The organism is Vibrio sp. ECSMB14106, from assembly GCF_000972265.1.
GTDB classification, from domain to species: Bacteria; Pseudomonadota; Gammaproteobacteria; order Enterobacterales; family Vibrionaceae; genus Vibrio; species Vibrio kanaloae.
On record NZ_LAUM01000019.1, the window covers coordinates 29,781 to 44,384 of the forward strand.

General features: G+C 45.0%; 16 protein-coding genes. All 16 read left to right on the forward strand.

Annotation, left to right across the window (positions count from 1 at the left end; all coding sequences use genetic code 11):
* The 16 genes from WR49_RS13495 to WR49_RS13570 all read left to right on the forward strand — a co-directional run bounded on the left by WR49_RS13495 (nt 1) and on the right by WR49_RS13570 (nt 14,574).
* Nucleotides 1-2,202 (forward strand): chemotaxis protein CheA, encoded by a 2,202-nt coding sequence (locus WR49_RS13495; protein WP_046224366.1) that lies wholly within the window; start codon nt 1-3, stop codon nt 2,200-2,202.
* 13 nt (nt 2,203-2,215) lie between these two features.
* Nucleotides 2,216-3,322: a protein-glutamate methylesterase/protein-glutamine glutaminase gene (locus WR49_RS13500; protein WP_046224367.1), complete on the forward strand. Its 1,107-nt coding sequence runs from the start codon at nt 2,216-2,218 to the stop codon at nt 3,320-3,322.
* A gap of 10 nt (nt 3,323-3,332) precedes the next feature.
* On the forward strand, nt 3,333-4,115 hold the full coding sequence (locus WR49_RS13505; RefSeq protein WP_017056893.1) for a ParA family protein: 783 nt from the start codon (nt 3,333-3,335) through the stop codon (nt 4,113-4,115).
* Entirely contained in the window at nt 4,102-5,199 is a 1,098-nt protein-coding gene (locus WR49_RS13510; RefSeq protein WP_029627054.1) for a chemotaxis protein CheW, read from the forward strand. Before WR49_RS13505 ends, WR49_RS13510 begins: the two co-directional genes overlap by 14 nt.
* Nucleotides 5,200-5,269: 70 nt before the next feature.
* A complete protein-coding gene (locus tag WR49_RS13515) occupies nt 5,270-5,764 on the forward strand; it encodes a chemotaxis protein CheW (RefSeq protein WP_017056895.1) in 495 nt (164 codons plus the stop codon).
* Entirely contained in the window at nt 5,764-6,276 is a 513-nt protein-coding gene (locus WR49_RS13520) for a DUF2802 domain-containing protein (RefSeq protein ID WP_046224368.1), read from the forward strand. The genes WR49_RS13515 and WR49_RS13520 overlap by 1 nt, the downstream gene beginning before the upstream one ends.
* 279 nt (nt 6,277-6,555) lie before the next feature.
* On the forward strand, nt 6,556-7,173 hold the full coding sequence (gene ccmA, locus WR49_RS13525; RefSeq protein WP_017056897.1) for a cytochrome c biogenesis heme-transporting ATPase CcmA: 618 nt from the start codon (nt 6,556-6,558) through the stop codon (nt 7,171-7,173).
* Between the two features lies 1 nt (nt 7,174).
* Nucleotides 7,175-7,843 carry a heme exporter protein CcmB gene (gene ccmB, locus WR49_RS13530; RefSeq protein ID WP_017056898.1) on the forward strand — a complete coding sequence of 223 codons (669 nt, stop codon included), beginning with the start codon at nt 7,175-7,177 and terminating at the stop codon, nt 7,841-7,843.
* Between the two features lie 147 nt (nt 7,844-7,990).
* Nucleotides 7,991-8,731, forward strand: coding sequence for a heme ABC transporter permease (locus tag WR49_RS13535; protein ID WP_017056899.1), 741 nt, complete (start codon nt 7,991-7,993; stop codon nt 8,729-8,731).
* A gap of 14 nt (nt 8,732-8,745) precedes the next feature.
* Nucleotides 8,746-8,952 carry a heme exporter protein CcmD gene (gene ccmD, locus WR49_RS13540; RefSeq protein WP_017056900.1) on the forward strand — a complete coding sequence of 69 codons (207 nt, stop codon included), beginning with the start codon at nt 8,746-8,748 and terminating at the stop codon, nt 8,950-8,952.
* Entirely contained in the window at nt 8,949-9,431 is a 483-nt protein-coding gene (ccmE, locus tag WR49_RS13545; protein WP_046224369.1) for a cytochrome c maturation protein CcmE, read from the forward strand. Before ccmD ends, ccmE begins: the two co-directional genes overlap by 4 nt.
* Nucleotides 9,428-11,398, forward strand: a complete 1,971-nt coding sequence (locus WR49_RS13550; protein WP_046224370.1) for a heme lyase CcmF/NrfE family subunit — start codon at nt 9,428-9,430, stop codon at nt 11,396-11,398. The genes ccmE and WR49_RS13550 overlap by 4 nt, the downstream gene beginning before the upstream one ends.
* Nucleotides 11,399-11,403: 5 nt before the next feature.
* Complete coding sequence (locus WR49_RS13555; protein WP_046224371.1) at nt 11,404-11,955, forward strand: DsbE family thiol:disulfide interchange protein; 552 nt, start codon at nt 11,404-11,406, stop codon at nt 11,953-11,955.
* Complete coding sequence (locus WR49_RS13560) at nt 11,952-12,443, forward strand: cytochrome c-type biogenesis protein (protein ID WP_017056904.1); 492 nt, start codon at nt 11,952-11,954, stop codon at nt 12,441-12,443. The genes WR49_RS13555 and WR49_RS13560 overlap by 4 nt, the downstream gene beginning before the upstream one ends.
* Nucleotides 12,443-13,663: a c-type cytochrome biogenesis protein CcmI gene (ccmI, locus tag WR49_RS13565; protein WP_046224372.1), complete on the forward strand. Its 1,221-nt coding sequence runs from the start codon at nt 12,443-12,445 to the stop codon at nt 13,661-13,663. The genes WR49_RS13560 and ccmI overlap by 1 nt, the downstream gene beginning before the upstream one ends.
* A 125-nt stretch (nt 13,664-13,788) precedes the next feature.
* Entirely contained in the window at nt 13,789-14,574 is a 786-nt protein-coding gene (locus tag WR49_RS13570; protein WP_046224373.1) for an MlaA family lipoprotein, read from the forward strand.
* Nucleotides 14,575-14,604 lie beyond the last annotated feature (30 nt).

Here is a 14,604-nt window from a genome sequence, read left to right on the forward strand (position 1 = left end):
ATGAGCTACGATTTAGACGAAGATATTCTTCAGGACTTTTTAGTCGAAGCAGGAGAGATCCTTGAACTCCTATCAGAACAACTGGTAGAGCTTGAGAATAATCCTGAAGACAAAGACCTATTAAATGCTATTTTCCGTGGTTTCCATACAGTAAAAGGTGGTGCTGGTTTCCTAGCATTGACTGAGCTGGTGGATACTTGTCATGGTGCTGAGAATGTATTCGACATTCTAAGAAACGGCCAACGCAGCGTAACCTCTGGTTTGATGGATACGATGTTGCAAGCTCTAGATACAATAAATGTACAGTTTCGAGCCGTGCAAGATCAGGAGCCTTTAGTGCGAGCTGATCAAGCTTTATTGGATGAGCTTCACCGCCTTTGTAAACCAGAGTCTGCCGATGAAGTTGCACCAATAGAGGCCCCTGCCCCCGTTATTGCTGAATCAGTTGTTGAAACACCTGCTGAACCTGTGTCAGTAGATCCTGTCACAGAAAGTTCAAGCATTAGTGCTTCTTCTGTGGATGATATCTCTGAAGATGAATTCGAGCGTTTGCTTGATGAACTTCACGGTAAAGGTGGTTCACCAACAGCGCCTTCTGCACCAACACCGCCGCCAGCACCCGCTGCACCTCAGTCTGTTGCTGACAGTGGTGATATTACTGATGACGAATTTGAAAAGTTGTTAGATGAACTGCACGGCGCGGGTAAGAGCCCAACAGCAACAAATTCAACAGCGCCACCGCCAACACCTCATACAGCACCAGCGTCGGCGATGTCTGAAGGCGATGATCTGATGACCGACGAAGAGTTCGAGAAGTTACTGGATCAGTTACACGGTTCAGGTAATGGACCAACTATTGAAGAGCTGGATGCGGCAACTAAGCCGGCAGCAGTGAAGCCAGAGCAAGTTGAGCCACAAGCTGCACCTAAACCGCAGTCTGAAGCGTCAGTTGTTGTTAAAGAAGAGCCTAAACCGAGTACACCGGTAAAAGCCGAAGTTAAAGCGCCAGCGAAGAAGCAACAAGCTGAAGCAACAGTTCGTGTCGATACATCAACACTTGATACCATTATGAATATGGTGGGTGAGTTAGTATTGGTTCGTAACCGACTTGTCAGTTTAGGGCTAAACAGCAACGACGAAGAAATGTCGAAAGCTGTCTCTAACTTAGATGTTGTTACCGCAGACCTACAAGGTGCGGTAATGAAGACTCGTATGCAGCCGATCAAAAAAGTATTTGGTCGCTTCCCACGAGTTGTCCGGGACCTTGCTCGTAGCTTGAAGAAAGACATCGTTCTTGAAATGCGTGGCGAAGAAACCGACCTTGATAAAAACTTAGTAGAAGCACTTGCTGATCCCCTGATTCACTTGGTGAGAAACTCTGTCGACCATGGTATTGAAATGCCGGACGACCGTGTTGCTGAAGGCAAATCTAGAACGGGTAAAGTGATTCTGTCTGCCTCTCAAGAAGGTGATCACATTGAGCTGGCTATCGTTGATGACGGTGGCGGTATGGACCCTGATAAGCTTCGTGCTATCGCGGTTAAACGTGGCCTGATGGATGAAGATGCAGCATCTCGTTTATCTAATAAAGAGTGCTTCAATTTGATTTTTGCACCTGGCTTCTCAAGCAAAGAGCAGATCTCGGATATATCTGGCCGTGGCGTGGGTATGGACGTTGTTAAAACAGCGATCAACACACTGAATGGCTCAATTGACATCGACTCAGAAATGGGCAAAGGCACCAAGATCACGATCAAGGTTCCATTGACGCTAGCGATTCTACCAACCTTGATGGTCGGTGTAGCAAGTCACCCATTTGCATTGCCATTAGCTTCTGTAAACGAGATCTTCCACTTAGATTTAAGCCGTACAAATGTGGTTGATGGTCAACTGACTATTATCGTTCGCGATAAGTCTATTCCGTTGTTCTATTTACAAAATTGGCTTACACCTAAAGCGGGAATTGTTGAACAGCGTAATGGCCATGGCCATGTTGTGATTGTGCAGCTTGGTAGTCAACGTGTTGGTTTTGTTGTCGATACGCTTATCGGTCAAGAAGAAGTTGTTATTAAGCCACTTGATAAACTACTGCAGGGCACGCCAGGAATGGCGGGCGCAACAATTACAAGTGACGGACACATTGCATTGATTTTAGATGTGCCTGACTTGTTGAAGCAGTACGCAGCTGCATCAAGAATTTAATTTAAGGATAAATATGGCGATTAAAGTATTAGTCGTTGATGATTCGAGCTTTTTTCGTCGTCGCGTTAGCGAAATCATTAACTCAGAGGCTCGTCTCGAAGTCATCGATGTAGCGGTAAATGGTAAAGAAGCGGTTGAGAAAACCAAGCAACTGAAGCCTGACGTGATTACGATGGACATTGAGATGCCTGTTATGGATGGTATTACAGCCGTTCGTGAGATTATGGCAGCTTCACCCACGCCAATTTTAATGTTCTCATCGTTAACGCATGACGGTGCAAGAGCCACATTAGATGCTTTAGATGCCGGAGCTCTCGACTTCCTACCTAAGAAGTTCGAAGATATTGCGCGTAATCGTGATGATGCTGTAGCTTTGCTTCAGCAACGTGTGATTCAAATTGCCGCTAAGCGTGCATTCATGCGCCGTGTACCTGTTGCTCCTCGAGCAACAGCGACGGCGTCGGCACCTTCATCACTGCGTCAAACAACTTCAACAGCCAAGCCTGCTGTTGTATCGACAGCAAAATTTAGAGCTTCGGGTAAGAAATACCAGTTAACTGCAATTGGTACTTCGACTGGCGGCCCTGTTGCACTACAGAAGATTTTGACTCGCATTCCTGCTCATTATCCACATCCGATCGTGTTAGTTCAGCACATGCCAGCAACCTTTACCGCTGCATTTGCAAGCCGACTGAATACCTTGTGTAAGATTGAAGTTCGTGAAGCACAAGATGGAGATGTATTGAAACCTGGAGTGGCTTACCTTGCTCCCGGCGGTAAACAGATGATGGTTGATGGTCGTGCAGGGTCTGCTCGTTTGAGAATTATCGATGGCGGCGATCGAATGAACTACAAGCCTTGTGTCGATGTCACATTCGGCTCTGCTGCGAAGATTTATGGTGACAAAGTCTTGTCTATGATACTGACCGGTATGGGAGCTGATGGTCGAGAAGGTTCGCGTATGTTAAAAACAGCGGGCTCGACGGTTTGGGCGCAAGATGAAGATAGTTGTGTTGTATATGGTATGCCTCAAGCTGTAGCAAAAGCTGGCATTTCTACTGAAGACCTACCTCTAGACCGCATCGCGGAAAGGATCTTGGTTGAAGTTGGGTTAGCTTAGGTAAATCGAAATGATTGTTTGGAGTGTTGCAAACCAAAAAGGTGGAGTTGGTAAAACGACCACGACCGTGACTCTAGCAGGCTTACTTGCCTTAAAGGGGAACCGTGTGTTGTTGGTTGATACTGACCCACATGCATCACTGACCACCTATCTGGGTTACGACTCAGATACGGTGGAATCGAGCCTGTTTGACCTGTTCCAGTTGCGTGAGTTTAACGCACAAACGGTAAGACCTTTGCTTTTACAAACGGAAGTTGAAGGTATCGATATTATTCCTGCGCACATGTCTTTGGCTACATTAGACCGTGTAATGGGAAATAGAAGCGGCATGGGGTTGATCTTGAAGCGTGCTTTAGCCGCTTTGAAAGACGACTATGACTATGTGTTGATCGATTGCCCGCCAATTCTTGGTGTGATGATGGTGAATGCATTGGCTGCTAGTGATCGTATATTGATTCCGGTGCAGACTGAGTTTTTGGCGATGAAGGGCTTAGAGCGCATGATCCGTACTTTGACTATCATGCAAAAGTCTCGCAAAACCCCGTTTAAGGTGACAATTGTCCCGACGATGTACGACAAGCGAACTAAGGCTTCATTGCAAACATTAACGCAACTCAAAGATGACTATCCGAACCAAGTTTGGACGTCAGCTGTGCCGATTGATACTAAATTTCGAGATGCAAGCCTAAAGCGCTTACCAGCATCTCACTTTGCATCGGGTAGCCGTGGTGTATTTGCTTACAAACAGCTGCTTATTTATCTCGAGAGGTTGGCGATAAATGAGCGCGAATAAAGAATTAACAATGGCGCCCCCAAGTCTATCGAGTGAACAAGCGCTAGACGACTATTTTACTGCGCTATTAGGTGATGAGAGTTTTGAATCTGATGATTTTTTTGTTGACGAATCTAGCGACGAATCACAATCTGAAGAGCCAGAGCCAGAGCCAGAGCCAGAGCCAGAGCCAGAGCCAGAGCCAGAGCCACAACTTTCGAGCCATCATTCAAGCTATGCAGAAATACGCGCGGCTGAGTTTGAGGTTCCGAATCTTGAGGATGTTCAAAAACTCCTGAGTCGTTTAGAGGCAACTAATGTAGTAGAAGATCTGAATCTAGATGAATTGATGGATCAAAATACTCAGAAAATCGCCCAGCAAGAAGACATGCAGGTGTTTGACGTCGCGGTGGCATCTGCTCAATTGTTTGAAGAACCAGAAATTCAAGATTGGAACCTTCCAGAACCTGAATTATCCATTGCTGTCGAACCTCAAGTTGTATCACAGCAAATTGAACAGCAACAAGTTGAAGCTGAACAACCAGCAATTAAGCCTGAAGAGACTGAGCTTGAATCTCCTAAAATTGAGACGGTTGTTGAACTCGAAACTCAAGCTGGAGGTATTGACAAGTTTACTTCGTGGGAAAGCACGGCTCGAACGGAAGATTTCCAAGCCTTGTATTTTGAAGTTAATGGTGTGACCTTCGCTGTGCCGCTTGATGAGCTAGGTGGTATCCATCGCCTTGAAGAGTTAAGTCACATTATTGGTAAGCCAGCCTGGTATCTAGGGTTGCAAACCAACCGTGAAAATCAGCTAGATGTGGTCGATACCGCAAAATGGGTGATGCCTGAGAAACTATCGGGTGACGAATATAAAGAAAACTATCAATATATAGTGATGCTTGGAGATAGCTTATGGGGACTTGCGAGTACCGAGCTTAAAGGCACAGAGCTGTTGAACGCAGATAAAGTACGTTGGCGAGAAATGGCAGGAAAACGTCCATGGCTCGCCGGTATGGTTAAAGAAAAAATGTGTGCTTTGATCCATGTCGAAGCATTAGTCGCCATGTTAAACGCAGGGCTAGATGTAAAAGCATTGAGCTAGTACTACGATTGGTACAATAAACGCATCAAGTTAATAATAGTGGTCGGTAACGACGACAAGAGGATTATCTATGTCTCATATGAGTGAAGTTGAAGTAAGAAAAGATCCAACCAATGATGAAGTACTTCAATGGGTAACATTCCAGCTGGAAGAAGAAACTTACGGCATTAATGTAATGCAGGTTCGTGAAGTACTACGCTATAGCGAAATTGCCCCAGTACCAGGTGCTCCAGACTATGTTTTAGGTATTATCAACCTACGTGGCAATGTTGTTACCGTGATCGACACTCGTTCTCGCTTTGGTTTGATGCAAGGTGAAATCACAGATAACACTCGTATTATCGTTATTGAATCTGAGCGTCAAGTGATCGGTATTCTAGTGGATAGCGTTGCTGAAGTGGTTTACTTACGTTCTTCTGAGATCGATACGACACCAAGTGTTGGTACCGATGAAAGTGCTAAGTTTATCCAAGGTGTAAGCAACCGTGATGGCAAGCTGCTTATCTTAGTAGATCTTAATAAGCTACTAAGCGAAGACGAATGGGATGAGATGGCTCACCTGTAATGTTTGAAGCGCTTTCTTTAACCCCTGTTGCTCTTCTCTCTGGAGTTGGGGTTTTTACGTTATTTGTCGTGCTTTTGATTAGCAAAGTAAAACGTGCGATTCAAAAACAACTCGAGCAATCACGTCTGCAAGTTCGTAAATTGGACAAGGAGCTTCAAAAGTCGAGTAAGCAGTTACTTGAAGTTCGCTCTGTTGTGGTTGGCTTGGGCCAGAAAGTGACAGAACAGCAAGACCTGATAAAGCACTTGAATGAACGTATTGTCGAGTTGGAACATGCGGACAACGATGGACGTTTGTACACACGTGCAACGAAAATGGTTCAGCTTGGCGCTGGGATCAACGAACTTATTGAAGAGTGCGAATTACCAAAAGCTGAAGCTGAGCTGATGATGTCTCTGCAAAATAAGCTTGCAGGTAAAGAAAAAATTCCTTCTTTAAGAAGCGATCCTACATTGTTTGATGAAAAGCCAGCAGACTCTCGCGATCGTAGAGATAGCCCCCGACGTCGTTAAATTGAGCGCTCATTGTGTATTTAACTGTTGATGTTTACCACGCACTCCTCTTAAAAAGAAGCTTCGGCTTCTTTTTTTATACCTAGTATTTATTTATAGAACGATGTTTATAAGTACTTGTATCTAAGAGGGTATCCGCCTGGTAAATAAAAATGTGTAAATTGTGATGCAGCGGTAACAGTTTCTTACGGAGTTTGTTCTATCGAAAACGCCTAGTCCTATTTTGTCACCATATTGGTGTGCTACTATAGCCCTCTCTTTACTCGACTAAATTTACCTATGCTAGAAGTCTCAAATTTAACTGCTATTCGTGACGACAGGGTTCTGTTTGAATCGTTGTCTTTTCAATTGAAACCAGGTGAACTGGTTCAAGTTGAAGGTCGTAACGGTACCGGGAAAACGACGCTCCTTAGGATTATTACTGGCTTAGGTGATCGTGATGAAGGCACCATCTCTTGGGATGGTGAGTCTATCGAAACGAGTCGAGATGCTTACCACCAAAATTTGCTTTTTCTTGGACACCAAACTGGCGTGAAGCGTGAGCTTAGTGCCTATGAGAACCTTAGTTTTTATCAAACGATTCACAGCGGTGGAATGAATAAGGAAGAGCTTTACCATGCGCTGACTCAAGTTGGCCTTGCTGGTAGGGAAGATGTCCCAGCAGGGCAACTGTCGGCTGGTCAACAGCGCCGCGTTGCATTGGCTCGTCTTTGGCTGAGTAAGCAAATGCTGTGGATTCTCGATGAGCCTCTAACTGCTATTGATAAGCAGGGCGTAAAAGTTCTGGAGTCTCTATTTTCTCAGCATGCAGACAACGGTGGCATTGTGCTGTTAACCACACACCAAGATATGTTTGCTGATAGCCCGAAACTAAGAAAAATAAAGTTGGGTGAATAATATGATCTCTTCAATGACCACGATTATCCGACGTGAACTGCTTATCGCATTCCGACGTCAAGCGGATATCTTCAACCCTCTGTGGTTCTTCATCATTGTTATAACTCTTTTCCCTTTGAGTATTGGTCCTGAGCCAAACCTACTTGCACGTATCGCGGCGGGGATTGTTTGGGTAGCTGCTTTACTCTCTGCATTGCTCTCTTTAGAGCGCCTTTTTCGGGATGATTTTCAAGATGGTGCCCTTGAGCAGATGATGCTGATGCCCATCCCGTTGCAGTTGGTAGTATTGTCCAAGGTCATAGCACACTGGTTATTGACCGGGTTACCATTAATTTTGATCAGTCCGTTATTGGCAGTGCTGCTGTCTTTGGATTTCGATACTTGGTTGTCGGTTGTTTTAACGTTATTGGTTGGTACTCCTGTATTGAGTTTTATTGGTGCGATTGGGGTCGCTTTAACAGTAGGGCTTCAAAAGGGGGGCGTACTTTTAAGTTTGCTTATTTTGCCGTTGTATATCCCAATTCTAATCTTTGCTACATCAGCGATTGATGCGGCAGCGCTGGGCATTGCGTATAACGGACAATTAGCAGTACTAGGGGCAATGCTAATGGGGGCAATGACGCTTACTCCTTTTGCTATTAGTGCCGCACTGAGAGTAAGTGTTAACTAAAGACCACTACCACTTTGTATATTCAAGGTGAACGATTTCAAACTTTCAAACTCAAAGAGTGACTGGAAGAAGCTCCAAACCAAATAAATTATAATAATTATAGCTGTGATAGCTGTAAGCAATATGAAGTAAGAGTGAGATTACAACATGTGGAAATGGCTCCATCCCTATGCCAAAGCAGAAACCTCATATCAGCTTGCTGGTAAACTTCTGCCATGGTTCTCTATCCTAGCGTTATTGTGTCTATCCGCCGGTACGGTATGGGGGCTAGCATTTGCGCCTTCCGACTACCAACAAGGTGATAGCTTCCGAATTATTTATATCCATGTTCCGTCAGCAATTTGGTCTATGGGCGCTTATATGTCTATGGCAATTGCGGCCTTTATTGGCTTGGTATGGCAAGTAAGGTTATCTGACATGGCGGCGTTGGCAATGGCACCTATTGGTGCTGTGTTTACTTTTATCGCTCTTTTGACGGGTGCGGTTTGGGGGAAACCAATGTGGGGTGCTTGGTGGGTTTGGGACGCACGTTTAACCTCGGAGCTTATTTTACTGTTCCTATATTTAGGTGTGATTGCATTGCACCACGCTTTTGATGATCAGAAAACAGCGGCAAAAGCGGCGGGTATTCTGGCTATCGTAGGTGTGGTTAACCTACCGATTATTCACTTCTCTGTTGAGTGGTGGAATACACTTCACCAAGGTGCCACGATCACCAAGTTCGACAAACCTTCTATTTCAAGTGACATGCTATGGCCGCTTCTTCTTAACACTTTCGGCTTCGCCTTTTTCTTTGGTGCTGTGACCATGATTCGTTTCCGAAACGAAATAATCAGCAAAGAAAGTCACCGTCCATGGGTTCGCAAGCTTGCGGCCGAAAAAGCGTAGTAGGGTAGGTAATTATGTATTTTGAATCTTTGAGTGATTTCCTTGCCATGGGGGGCTACGCCTCGTATGTATGGAGTGCATTTGGAATCACATTCCTCGCGATGACCATTTTACTCGTAACAAGTATTCGTCGTGGTAAGCAATTACTAAATGAAGTACAAGCTAAGATTGATCGTCAAGCTCGTATCGATGCAGCAAAAAATATGGAGAACACTCTATGAACCCTAGACGCAAAAAGAGACTGGGCATTGTTTTAGCGATCTTTTTTGGTATCAGTGCGACTGTTGGATTGATGGTGTACGCACTCAACCAGAACATGGATCTGTTCTACACACCAACTGAGTTGGTCAACGGCAAAGACGGCAAAAAACCTGAAGTTGGTCAACGTCTACGTATTGGAGGCATGGTCGTAGTCGGCTCTGTAAGCCGTGATAATGAATCATTACGTGTAAGCTTCGATTTAGCTGATGTAGGCCCTAAAGTAACAATTATATACGATGGTATCCTCCCTGATCTTTTTAGAGAAGGTCAAGGGATTGTTGCTCAGGGTGTTCTAAAAGATGCTACGACTATTGAAGCGTTCGAGGTGTTGGCAAAGCACGATGAAGAGTATATGCCTTCAGAGGTTGCCGAAGCCATGAAGAAAACCCATGAGCCTTTGCAATACACAACTGAACAAAAAGAAGGAAGTGTTCAATGATAGCCGAAATCGGCCATTTTGCCATGATCCTGTCTTTGGGGCTGGCATTGCTATTGAGTGTGCTCCCATTGTACGGAGCCTCTCGAAATAACACGTTATTGATGAATAGTGCACGACCGTTGTCGTGGGGCATGTTCGGATTCCTAGCTATTTCATTCGTTATTTTGTGCTACGCGTTCTACACCAATGATTTTACGATTCAATACGTCGCAAGTAACTCGAACAGCCAGCTGCCTTGGTACTACCGAATTACGGCGGTTTGGGGCGCTCACGAAGGTTCATTACTGCTTTGGGTTCTTATCCAAGCGGGCTGGACAGTTGCAGTAGCGACGTTTAGCCGTGGTATGCCTCAAGAGTCTGTGGCTCGCGTACTGGCTATCATGGGTTTGATTACTGTCGGCTTCTTGCTGTTCATTATCGTAACGTCTAACCCTTTCCTACGTACATTGCCTTTCTTCCCTGTAGATGGCCGTGACTTGAACCCACTACTGCAAGACCCGGGTTTGATTATTCACCCGCCAATGCTTTACATGGGTTATGTAGGTTTCTCTGTTGCGTTCTCTTTCGCAATCGCTTCTCTAATGAGTGGTCGTCTTGATACGGCATGGGCTCGTTGGTCGCGTCCTTGGACAATCGCAGCTTGGTTATTCCTAACGGTAGGTATCGCACTAGGTTCATGGTGGGCTTACTACGAACTTGGCTGGGGTGGCTGGTGGTTCTGGGATCCAGTAGAAAACGCTTCATTCATGCCTTGGTTGGCTGGTACTGCTCTAATGCACTCACTAGCGGTAACCGAAAAGCGTGGCACATTCAAAGCTTGGACAGTATTGCTGGCTATCTCTGCATTCTCGCTAAGCTTACTAGGTACATTCTTAGTTCGTTCGGGCATCTTGGTATCGGTTCACGCATTCGCGTCGGATCCTGCTCGTGGTATGTTTATTCTAGGTTTCCTAGTCTTTGTTATCGGTGGTTCACTGCTGTTATTCGCGGTTAAAGGCGCATCGGTTCGTGTTCGCGGCAACTTCGATCTGGTTTCTCGTGAAAACGCACTGCTTGGTAACAACATCTTATTGATTGCAGCGCTTGTGGTTGTGTTAGTCGGTACGCTACTGCCATTAGTTCACAAACAGTTAGGCTTGGGCTCGGTATCTATCGGTGCACCATTCTTTGATATGTTGTTCTTCTGGTTAATGATCCCGTTCTCGTTCTTGCTTGGTATCGGTCCTCTGATCCGCTGGAAACGCGACAATCTATCCAAGCTTGTTAAACCAATGCTGATTTCAGGTGCATTCTCACTTGGTTTGAGTGTACTAATGGTTGCTCTATTGGCTGACCGCTTCAGTGGTACTGCGTTTGCTGGTTGGGTCATGGCGTTCTGGATCATCTTCATGCATGGTTTTGAGCTGCATGAGCGTGCGACTCACCGTCATACGTTTATGAAAGGTTTGACTAAGCTACCCCGTAGTCACTGGGCGATGATGTCTGGTCACATCGGTTTAGCAGTAACAGTGATTGGTATCGCGATGGTGCAAAACTACAGTATCGAGCGTGACGTTCGTCTGGCACCCGGCGAAAGCTATCAACTTGAAGAGTATAGCTTCTTGTTCACAGGCGTTCGTGACAAAGATGGCCCAAACTACGATGGTTATATTGCTGACTTTGAAATCACTAAAGAAGGCAAATACATCAACACGCTTCATGCGGAAAAACGTTTCTACACCACAGCTAAGTCTATGATGACAGAAGCTGCGATCGACCGTGGCGTTACACGTGACTTATACATCGCAATGGGTGAGCGTTTGGACGACAATAAATCTTGGGCTGTTCGTATCTACTACAAACCGTTTGTACGTTGGATCTGGGCGGGTTCTTTGATCATGTCTCTTGGTGGTGTTATCGCTATCAGTGACCGTCGTTACCGTTTTCGTAAGCCAGTGAAAAAGTCGGCTAAAGAGCAGGAGGCTTAGTTCGAATGAACAAGAAGATTTTATTCATTCCATTGATTGCGTTCATGGTGCTAGCTGGAGTCTTTGCAACGCAATTGATGCGCAACCAGTCGGGCGATGATCCGACTAAACTGGAATCCGTATTGATTGGCAAAACGGTTCCTGAGTTTCGTCTAGAAGACTTAGAGCAACCGGGCAAGCTTCACGACCAAGTGATCTTTAAGGGCGAGCCATTACTTCTTAACGTGTGGGCAACGTGGTGTCCTACCTGTTATGCAGAGCACTCTTACCTGAACAAGCTTGCGGGTCAAGGCGTTAAGATCATTGGTCTTAACTACAAAGATGACCGTAACAAGGCTGTCGGTTGGTTAAACGAGCTGGGTAACCCGTACTTGATCAGTCTATTTGATGGTAACGGTATGCTAGGTCTTGACCTAGGTGTGTATGGTGCGCCTGAGACCTTCTTGATTGATGCTAACGGCGTCGTTCGTTACCGCCATGTTGGTGATGTGAATCCAACTAACTGGGCGTCGACGCTTGAGCCGATGTATCAAGATTTGTTGGAGGAAGCGAAATGATTAAAAAGACATTGATTACTCTATTCGCTACGTTTGCAATTTCGGCAACGGCTTTTGCGGCACCTATCGAATTTCATGAGTTTGATAATGTAGACCAAGAGCAGCAATTCAAAGAGTTGAGTAACACGCTACGTTGTCCTAAATGTCAGAACAACACCATTGGTGATTCGAATGCTGAGTTAGCGGTCGATTTACGCCAAAAAGTGTACGAGATGACAAAAGACGGTAAGTCGAAGCAAGACATCATTGATTACATGATTGCTCGCTATGGTAACTTTGTTACTTACAATCCACCTCTGACACTAGCAACTTCAATCCTTTGGGTTGGTCCGTTTGCTGTGGTTGTTGTTGGATTTGGTTTGATCATTTTACGCAGCAGAAAGTCAAAATCGAAAGCGGCAGTAGAGTCAGATAAAGACTGGGATGCAGACAAAGAAGCACGTTTAAAAGCGTTACTCGACGAAGAGAACGACGGAGATAAACAGTAATGACTCTATTTTGGATTTCTACCATTATCCTTTCGCTAGCGGCAATTTTCTTAATTGTTCTGCCCTCCATTAACAAGAAGGCGAACAACGACGAAATGCTTCGCGACGAGTTGAACAAAGCATTCTATAAAGACCGCCTCGTTGAGTTAGAGGTAGAAGCAGAAGAAGGCCTTGTTGATAACCAGCAGGAATTGATCGCTGATTTGAAACAGTCTCTGCTTGATGATGTTCCTGCACAAGAAGAGATGAAGAAGACTCAAATCTCTACGCTTGGCGTTGTTGTACCGTCGATAATTCTGGTTGTAGTTGTAACGTATGGTATGTACTTTAAGTTTGGTGCGCTAGACAAAGTTCAAAACTGGCAAGAAGTGAGTTCGAACCTTCCTGAGTTGTCTAAAAAGTTGATGTCATCAGAAGGTGGCGCGTTAACGGATGATGAACTCGAAGATTTGACGCTAGCGCTTCGTACTCGTCTTCACTATCAACCTAAAGACTCAACGGGTTGGTTGCTTCTTGGTCGTATTGCACTGGCTAACCGCGATGCTGAAACAGCAAAAGATTCTATGGAACGAGCGTATAAGCTTGAGCCTAAGAATGAAGATGTTCAGTTAGGTTTCGCACAAGCACTGATGCTTTCGCCTGATGAAGCTGATCAGAACCAAGCTCGCTTGATTTTGAGCCGTTTGATTCAAAACGATTACGTTGATCTTCGTGTGTTCTCATTGCTAGCGTTCGATGCATTTGAGCGTCAAGATTACCCAGGTGCTGTGAAGTACTGGAGTATCATGCAGCAGATGATTGGTCCTCAAGACAGTCGCTACGAAATGTTGTCACGCAGTATTGAAAGTGCTCAGAAGAAAATGGGCAATGCCATGGGCGTTGACCAAGGTAAGAGTGTAGCGGTAACGCTTGAGATATCTGGTGAAGTGAATGCTGATCCTAATTCAGTGTTGGTAGTATCAATACACAGAGCGGATGGCTCGCCAATGCCGGTTGCTGCGGCTCGTTACCCACTGGGGACTTTCCCTCGTACTGTTGTGCTTGATGATGGTAACAGCATGTTGGAAGGCCAAAAATTGTCTAGCCTTGAAACTCTGATGGTTAGAGCTAGGCTTGATACCGATGGTAATGTTTCAACTCGCGATGGTGATTGGTACGGTGAGAGTGAAGTGGTTGAACTGGGTGCTCCAGTGACCATTGATATCAACAAACAATATTAATCATCACTTTGCATAGGTGTTAGCTATTCCGATTTGTTGATAAACGGTATAGACTTACGCAACAATTGAGGCCAGCGATTGCTGGCCTTTTTATTATTATATGAATTCCTTATGGAAAAGGTGATATGTCTAGCAGTGTTTTAAGACTCTCGAGTTTACTTTTTATCGCTAGCTTAACGGTGGGCTGTTCTAGCGCGCCAGATGAAAGCACTTACGATAATAACCTTGAAACTTCTGAATACGTCGTAGAATCCCACCCCAATGATCCTTTTGAAGGGTTCAACAGAGCGATGTGGGATCTCAACTACGAGTACCTCGACCCTTACTTGGTTCGTCCAGTTTCTCTAGCCTATGTTGATTATACTCCTGTGCCAATTCGCTCTGGAATCTCCAATTTTTTAGCCAACTTAGACGAACCATCAAGCATGGTGAATAATCTAATAATGGGTAATGGCGGTGAAGCTCTCGACCATTTCAACCGATTTTGGATTAACTCTACGTTTGGTCTACTTGGTTTAATTGATATCGCTAGTGAAGCGGGGATCACTAAGTTTGATGACAAATCATTCTCTGATGCGATTGGTCATCATGGAGTAGGAAATGGCCCTTACTTTATGGTGCCGGGTTATGGCCCATTAACGACTCGTGAAGTAACAGATACTGTCGATGGTTTGTATGTTCCTCTCTCTTTCTTGAACTTCTGGGCGAGCTTAGGCAAGTGGGCATTTGAAGGTATGGAGACTCGGGCTCAATTAGTTTCTCAAGAAGCCCAATTGGATGACTCTCCGGATCCATACGCATTAACACGTGACGTCTACATTCAACGCCGTGACTTCAAAGCCGAAATCGAACCGGAAGAAGTCGATCTTGAAGAAGAAGACTTCATCGATGGTTATCTAGAAGATTACTAGAAACATGATTTAGAAAATCGATAAAAGAAA

Excerpts from the sequence above, each read along its gene's own strand:
- WR49_RS13495 (WP_046224366.1), top strand. The coding sequence starts at position 1 with ATGAGCTACGATTTAGACGAAGATATTCTTCAGGACTTTTTAGTCGAA.
- WR49_RS13500 (WP_046224367.1), top strand. The coding sequence starts at position 2,216 with ATGGCGATTAAAGTATTAGTCGTTGATGATTCGAGCTTTTTTCGTCGT.
- WR49_RS13505 (WP_017056893.1), top strand. The coding sequence starts at position 3,333 with ATGATTGTTTGGAGTGTTGCAAACCAAAAAGGTGGAGTTGGTAAAACG.
- WR49_RS13510 (WP_029627054.1), top strand. The coding sequence starts at position 4,102 with ATGAGCGCGAATAAAGAATTAACAATGGCGCCCCCAAGTCTATCGAGT.
- WR49_RS13515 (WP_017056895.1), top strand. The coding sequence starts at position 5,270 with ATGTCTCATATGAGTGAAGTTGAAGTAAGAAAAGATCCAACCAATGAT.
- WR49_RS13520 (WP_046224368.1), top strand. The coding sequence starts at position 5,764 with ATGTTTGAAGCGCTTTCTTTAACCCCTGTTGCTCTTCTCTCTGGAGTT.
- ccmA (WP_017056897.1), top strand. The coding sequence starts at position 6,556 with ATGCTAGAAGTCTCAAATTTAACTGCTATTCGTGACGACAGGGTTCTG.
- ccmB (WP_017056898.1), top strand. The coding sequence starts at position 7,175 with ATGATCTCTTCAATGACCACGATTATCCGACGTGAACTGCTTATCGCA.
- WR49_RS13535 (WP_017056899.1), top strand. The coding sequence starts at position 7,991 with ATGTGGAAATGGCTCCATCCCTATGCCAAAGCAGAAACCTCATATCAG.
- ccmD (WP_017056900.1), top strand. The coding sequence starts at position 8,746 with ATGTATTTTGAATCTTTGAGTGATTTCCTTGCCATGGGGGGCTACGCC.
- ccmE (WP_046224369.1), top strand. The coding sequence starts at position 8,949 with ATGAACCCTAGACGCAAAAAGAGACTGGGCATTGTTTTAGCGATCTTT.
- WR49_RS13550 (WP_046224370.1), top strand. The coding sequence starts at position 9,428 with ATGATAGCCGAAATCGGCCATTTTGCCATGATCCTGTCTTTGGGGCTG.
- WR49_RS13555 (WP_046224371.1), top strand. The coding sequence starts at position 11,404 with ATGAACAAGAAGATTTTATTCATTCCATTGATTGCGTTCATGGTGCTA.
- WR49_RS13560 (WP_017056904.1), top strand. The coding sequence starts at position 11,952 with ATGATTAAAAAGACATTGATTACTCTATTCGCTACGTTTGCAATTTCG.
- ccmI (WP_046224372.1), top strand. The coding sequence starts at position 12,443 with ATGACTCTATTTTGGATTTCTACCATTATCCTTTCGCTAGCGGCAATT.
- WR49_RS13570 (WP_046224373.1), top strand. The coding sequence starts at position 13,789 with ATGTCTAGCAGTGTTTTAAGACTCTCGAGTTTACTTTTTATCGCTAGC.